The 5,896-nt window shown below is 76.8% G+C and carries 7 protein-coding genes and 1 riboswitch; of the genes, 5 read left to right on the top strand and 2 right to left on the bottom strand.

The features are described 5' to 3' along the window. Positions 1-124: 124 nt before the first annotated feature. A complete protein-coding gene (locus ABEB16_RS14900) occupies positions 125-769 on the top strand; it encodes a hypothetical protein (protein ID WP_345713020.1) in 645 nt (214 codons plus the stop codon). Positions 770-781: 12 nt separating this feature from the next. Here the strand turns inward: ABEB16_RS14900 and ABEB16_RS14905 are convergent, their stop codons facing one another. Beyond that, positions 782-1,108 (bottom strand): hypothetical protein, encoded by a 327-nt coding sequence (locus ABEB16_RS14905; RefSeq protein WP_345713021.1) that lies wholly within the window; start codon positions 1,106-1,108, stop codon positions 782-784. 215 nt (positions 1,109-1,323) lie between these two features. On the opposite strand from ABEB16_RS14905, the gene map reads away from it, so the two are divergent. Then, complete coding sequence (gene map, locus ABEB16_RS14910; RefSeq protein WP_345713022.1) at positions 1,324-2,106, top strand: type I methionyl aminopeptidase; 783 nt, start codon at positions 1,324-1,326, stop codon at positions 2,104-2,106. A 60-nt stretch (positions 2,107-2,166) separates the two neighbouring features. Beyond that, entirely contained in the window at positions 2,167-2,550 is a 384-nt protein-coding gene (locus ABEB16_RS14915) for an ATP-binding protein (protein WP_345713023.1), read from the top strand. Between the two features lie 31 nt (positions 2,551-2,581). Here the strand turns inward: ABEB16_RS14915 and ABEB16_RS14920 are convergent, their stop codons facing one another. Continuing rightward, entirely contained in the window at positions 2,582-3,892 is a 1,311-nt protein-coding gene (locus tag ABEB16_RS14920; RefSeq protein WP_345713024.1) for a lactate racemase domain-containing protein, read from the bottom strand. A 73-nt stretch (positions 3,893-3,965) separates the two neighbouring features. On the opposite strand from ABEB16_RS14920, the gene ABEB16_RS14925 reads away from it, so the two are divergent. Continuing rightward, positions 3,966-4,322, top strand: coding sequence for a helix-turn-helix domain-containing protein (locus ABEB16_RS14925; RefSeq protein WP_345713025.1), 357 nt, complete (start codon positions 3,966-3,968; stop codon positions 4,320-4,322). A 103-nt stretch (positions 4,323-4,425) separates the two neighbouring features. Beyond that, positions 4,426-4,535, top strand: a riboswitch (SAM riboswitch). Positions 4,536-4,791: 256 nt separating this feature from the next. Beyond that, entirely contained in the window at positions 4,792-5,748 is a 957-nt protein-coding gene (locus tag ABEB16_RS14930) for a MetQ/NlpA family ABC transporter substrate-binding protein (RefSeq protein ID WP_345713026.1), read from the top strand. The last annotated feature ends 148 nt before the right edge of the window (positions 5,749-5,896 follow it).

The raw sequence follows: 5,896 nt of genomic DNA on the forward strand, positions 1-5,896 counted from the left end.
GGCCGGCCGGCGGCGCGGTGCGCGAGGTGGTCGTCCTCGCCGCGCAGCGGGACGCCGCGCAGGCGGCGGTGCTCGGCGGCGGCGGCGAGGTCCTGGAGGTGGCGCCGCTGCCCGGGGGTGCGCCGTGAGCGGCGTCGGGTACCACCTGCGCCTGCTCCTGGCCCGGCAGAGCGCCGTGCCGCCGGTGCTGGCCGTCCTGGCCGTGCTGGCCGTCCTCTACGCCACCGACGCCGGCCCACCCGTGGCGGCGGGCGCGCTGACCGCCGCGATCCTCGTGCCGGTCACCGCCTGGCTGCACCGGGCGGTCACCGGCGCGGAGAGCCCGCCGTTCGCGGACGCCACGCTCGTGCGCCTCGGCGGTGGGGTGCGGCGCCAGCTCACCTGGTGCGCCACGACCCTGCTCGTCGGCGCCGCGCTGGGGGCGGTCTCGGTGCTGTGGGCGGTGGTGGCCAACCCGCACCCGTACCCGGTCGCGACCGTGGCGCTGCTCGCGCTGCTGCACGCGGTGGGCGCCTGGGCGGGCACCGGTCTCGGCTGCCTGGTCTCGCGGCCGCTGCGGGTGCGCACCGGCACCGCGGTGCTCGTCGTGACCGGGGGCTGCGCGCTGTCGCTGGCGGTGCCCTGGCTGCCCCCGGCCGGCCCGCTGCTGGCGGCCTTCGCCTCCGCGCAGGCCTCGACCGCGGACCGCGTCGGGGCGCTCGCCGCGGCGGTGGCGTTCGGGGCGCTGGCCGCCGTCGCGGGGACGTGGTGGGGGTTGCGGCACCGGTGAACCGCCACCGCCTCAGGTGGGGACGGCCCGCGGTGGTGGGCCGGGCCACCCGGTGGCGGGCCGCGCCCCGGCGCCGCGCAGGTCGACGGTGCGGGGGCGCTGCGGCGGGGTGACGAGCCCGACGAACAGCACCTCGCGCTCGGCGCCGTGCAACCGGGGGGAGCGGTAGGTCCGCACGCACCCCGCCGCCGCCAGCACGCCGGCGGCGGCGGACACCACCGCGCAGGGGATGCCGGTGGCCTCGGCGACGTCGTGCGCGGACAGCGCCCCGCGCCGGCTGCCGTACCACTGCACGAGGTAGTCGTGGATGCGGCGGTCGTCATCGGTGAGGTCGGGCACGGCGCACCTCCAGCGGGCGGTCGGACGACGGGACCGGGGCCCGGCGACACCGCCGCACCGCAGGAGGCGGCGCCTGCGGCGGCGGCGCCGTCCCCCGGGGGACTTCCCCCCAGTGCAGCACGGGCCACCGGCCGGCGCGAGCGCGGCGGGCGGGCCGCCGCGGTGCGGCGATCGCGGCGGCGATGCCGGGCGGTCGCGGCGGCGATACTGGAGGGGTGAGCGCCGAGCCGTCCTTCCCCGTCCGCACCTCCGCCGAGCTGGACGCGATGCGCGAGGCGGGGCGCCTGGTGGCCCGCACCCTGCAGGCGGTGCGCGCCGCCGCGGTGCCCGGCGCCCGGTTGCGCGACCTCGACGAGATCGCCCAGACCTGCCTGCGCGAGGGCGGGGCGCTGCCCTCGTTCCTGGGCTACGCGCCCTCGTGGGCGCCGACGCCCTTCAACGGCGTGCTGTGCCTGTCCGTCAACGAGGTCGTCGTGCACGGCCGCCCCACCGGCCGCCGCCTCGACGACGGGGACCTGCTGAGCATCGACGCCGGCGCGATCCTCGACGGCTGGCACGGCGACTCGGCCGTCACCGTCCACGTCGGGGAGCGCCGGGAGGAGGACGAGGCGCTGGTGGCCGCCACGGAGGAGGCGCTGGCCGCGGGGATCGCCGCCGCCCGCCCGGGCGCCACGCTGCTCGACGTGGCGCGTGCCGTCGACGACGTCGCCCGCCGGCACGGCTACTCCCACCTGCCCGACCACGGGGGGCACGGCATCGGCCGCAGCATGCACGAGCCGCCGTTCGTGCCGAACTGCCCGATGCCCGGTGCCGCCGGGCACCGGCTCCTGCCGGGCACCACGCTGGCCATCGAGCCGATGCTCATCGCCGGCGGCAGCCGCTACCGCAAGGCGAAGGACGGCTGGTCGGTCGTGGCGATCGAGGGCCGCCGGGCCGCGCACGTCGAGCACACCGTCGCCGTCACCGACGACGGCCCCGTGGTGCTCACCGCGCCCTGACCGGCCCGGCGGCGGCCCCCTCGCGTCGCCGTCCGGGCGGCGTCCGGGGAGGATGTCCCCGTGTGTGACGTGACGGCGCCGGCGGAGCTGACCCTGCCCATGGACGCGCAGGCCCCCGGCCGCGCGCGGTCCTTCCTCCACGAGGCGGACTGCCAGGTGCACCAGTCACGGGTCCTCGACGAGGCGCAGCTCCTCGTCAGCGAGCTCGTCACCAACGCCGTCGTGCACGGCGCGCCGCCGGTCGCCATGCGCGTCGAGTGCGACGGCACCGCCGGGATGACGGTGGCCGTCAGCGACGGCAGCGTGCAGTCCCCGATCGCCGACCAGGCCGGTCCCGACGCCGAGCACGGCCGCGGCATCGCCCTCGTCGACCTGCTCAGCGAGCGCTGGGGCGTGGACGTGACCGAGGCCGGCAAGACCACCTGGTTCCGGCTGCGCCAGTAACGGCCCGGGCCCCCGGTGCGGCGGGCGGTCCTCAGCGGCGGCGCAGCCGGTGCAGCACCTCGCCGGCCTGCGGCACGACGAGGGTCCCCGGCTCGCGCGACCAGGCGTCGACGTCCACCTCGGCCGGGTCGAGGTGGTCCAGGTTCGCCGCCCGCACGACCTCCTCGGGGATGGCGGTGGCCAGGGTCACCGTCACCCGGCAGCGCTCCCCGTGCACCTCGTCGAACGTGCCCGCGCCGCGCAGGTGCGTGGAGTGCGCCAGGTCGCCCCAGGGCAGGTGCCGGAACCGGTCCCACTGCTTCACGAAGTAGTCGCGGCAGTGGTACCCGATGTCGAGGATCTGCGGGTGCATCCGCGAGATCTCGCGGATGTGCGGGGCGTAGAGGACGACCTGGCCGCCGTCGGCGACGACGGGTTCCACCTTGTAGAAGCCCTTGGCGCCGGTCCACATGTCCTGGTACTTCTCCGGCACCAGCGACAGCACCCGGGGCACGGGCGCGTCGAGGTAGCGCACGTGGGCCCGGGCGGAGACGTCCGCGGCGGCGGCCCACGCGGCCTGCGGCGTCCCGAACGCCGCGGCGTGCAGCGCGCCCGTCCCGGACTGCGCCACCACGCACAGCGCGTGCCGCTCACCGGGTACGAGGGAGGCGGCCTCGTCGATGAGGGCCCGCACGGGTGTCGTGCCGCGGGTGCCGATGATCTCCGAGCTGCTGATCAGGGCCCCGAGCCAGTGCGAGACGTCGATGACCTCCTTCGCCGCCACCCCGGGGAACAGGTACTTGTCGCCGCCGGAGAACCCGACGACCTCGTGGGGGAACACCGGGCCCACGACGAGCGTCACGTCGTGCTCGACGACCGCGCGGTTGAGCCGCACGTCGACGTCGCGCACCAGCCGGCCCTCCGACAGCTCCGCCAGCCGCGCCGCGGGGACGGTGCCGACCGAGGCGAACGTCGCCGGGTCCCACCACTCGTGGTTCAGCACGGTGGTGCCGGGGTAGGTCGCCGCCAGCGCGCCGGGGGAGAACCCGAGGTGGCGGGCGATCTCCTCCTCGCCCATGGCGGCGTGGGTCCCCAGCGCGAGCAGCACCGTCAGCCGGCTCGCGCGGCCGTGCGCGGCGGCGTGCACGGCCCGCAGCAGCAGCGGCAGCGGGCAGCTGCGGGTCCCGTCGGGCACCAGGACGCAGAGGCTGCGCCCGTCGAGGTCGAGCCCGGCCACCTGCCCGGTGACGAACGCGGCCACGTCCTCGTCGCCGAGCACGCCCTCGGGGCCGCCGATCGCGACGGCACCGGACGGGTGGGCGGGCGCGGTGCTCGTGGGCGCGGTGCTCGCGGGCGCGGTCATGGCCCCGAGCCTGCGCCACCGGGGGAGCGGGGACAAGGTGGCCCCGGCGGGCCGGGACGGGCACCATGCACGTGTGCCGTCGCCCGACGTCCGAGAGACCACTCCCGCCGCCACCACCGACACCCCTCCCGCCGTCGACGGCGGGGCGGGGAGCACCGCAGCGCCGGACGGCGCTGTCACCGTCGCCGAAGCCGCCGGCTTCCTCGGCCTGTCGCCCTCGCGCGTGCGCCAGCTCGCGCGGGACGGCCGCCTCGAGGTCGTCGGCACGGCACCGCTGCGCCTGTCCGGCCGCTCCCTCGCGCGGCACCGCGACGAACGCGGCGGGCCCGCGCACGCCGACGACGGGCCCGCCCCGCCGGTGCCCGCGCAGGGCGCCCCGCCGCTGATGCACTGGGACGGGCGGGCGCGCCGCTGGGTGCCGCCCCGCTGAGCCGGCGCCCCGGCCGGCGGCCCAGCGGCGAGGTGCCGCCGGTGGGCCGCTGCGCCCTGCCCGGTCTTTGACCGTTCACGGACCCCTGGTTATCCTCGATCCCGGCATCGAGCGTCAGCGACAAGCCCTGGCTTGCTGACCGGCAACCCTCGTTCCGCGGTGGGGTGCTCCAGGTGAAAGCCCGGCGAGGCGACCGCCTCGCAAGCGTGCGACCCGGCGGTGCCGGGACCGGTGTCCCGGGAGGACCGACCATGCAGTTCCCGCACCTGCCCCGCCGCTGCCGTCCGCTCGGGCGGGGCGCGGTGCGCCGCGGCTGTCCGGGCCGCTGACCCGCCCGATCCGGTCCGGCCCCCGGCGGCGGACCGTGCGAGGGCACCACCCCGGCCCCACCGCGCGCGCCGGACCGGCACCTGCGCGCTTCCCCGCCCGCACCGCACCGGGTGCGGGCCCGGCACCACGAGGAGAACCAGTGTCCGAGCAGTCCAGCCCCGTCCTGCCCGACAAGCCCAAGCGGCGCGGGCCCCTGCTGGCGGCCGTCGCCGCGGCCGTCGTCGCGGTCGGTGTCGTGGTCGCCCTCCTCGTCCGCGGCGGTGAGGACACCACGACGACCACCGCGGCCGGCGGTGCGGCCCAGAGCGTCCGGATCGGCGTGGCGGACAAGGCCATCCCGTACTGGGAGACCTACGTGTCCCTGGCCAGGGAGCGGCTCGGCGTGGACGTGGAGCTGGTCAACTTCTCCGACTACAGCCTGCCCAACCCGGCGCTGGCGCAGGGCGAGATCGACCTCAACCAGTTCCAGCACATCCAGTACCTGGCCGACTACAACGTCACGGCCGACGACGACATCCAGCCCATCGGCGCCACGGCCGTCTACCCGCTGCCGCTGTACTCCACCACCGTGGACGACGCCGCGCAGTTCCCGCAGGGCGCGAAGATCGCCATCCCGGACGACGCCATCAACGAGGCGCGCGGGCTGCTCGTGCTGCAGGCGGCGGGCCTGCTGACCCTCTCCGGTGGTGGCACCGCGTTCTCCACCGTCGACGACATCGAGTCCGCGAAGGTCGAGGTCATCCCCGTCGACGCCTCGCAGACCGCGAACGCGCTGCAGAGCGGTTCGGCCGCGGGCGCGGTCGTGAACAACAACTACGCCACCGCCGCGAACCTCTCCACCGACGACATCGTCTACTCCGACGACCCCGCCAGCGACTCCGCGGCCCCGTACGTCAACATCTTCGCCGCCCGCAAGGACGACGCCGCGAACGAGACCTACCTGCAGCTCGCCGAGCTGTTCCACGACCCGGCCGTGCAGGCGGAGTTCACCGAGGGCTACCCGGAGGCGGTCGTGCGCGACACCGACGCGGCGACGCTGCAGGCCGACCTCGCCGAGGTCGAGGAGGACGCGAAGGCCGCGAAGGCGGCCGGCTGACCGTGGCCGCGATCGTCCAGCTGGAGCACGTCACCAAGCGGTACCAGGGCCCCGGTGGCGCCCCGCTCCTCGCCGTCGACGACGTCAGCCTCGACGTCGAGGAGGGCGAGGTGCTCGCCGTCATCGGGTACTCCGGTGCCGGCAAGTC

The organism is Kineococcus glutinatus (assembly GCF_039542765.1).
Classification (GTDB): Bacteria; Actinomycetota; Actinomycetes; order Actinomycetales; family Kineococcaceae; genus Kineococcus_A; species Kineococcus_A glutinatus.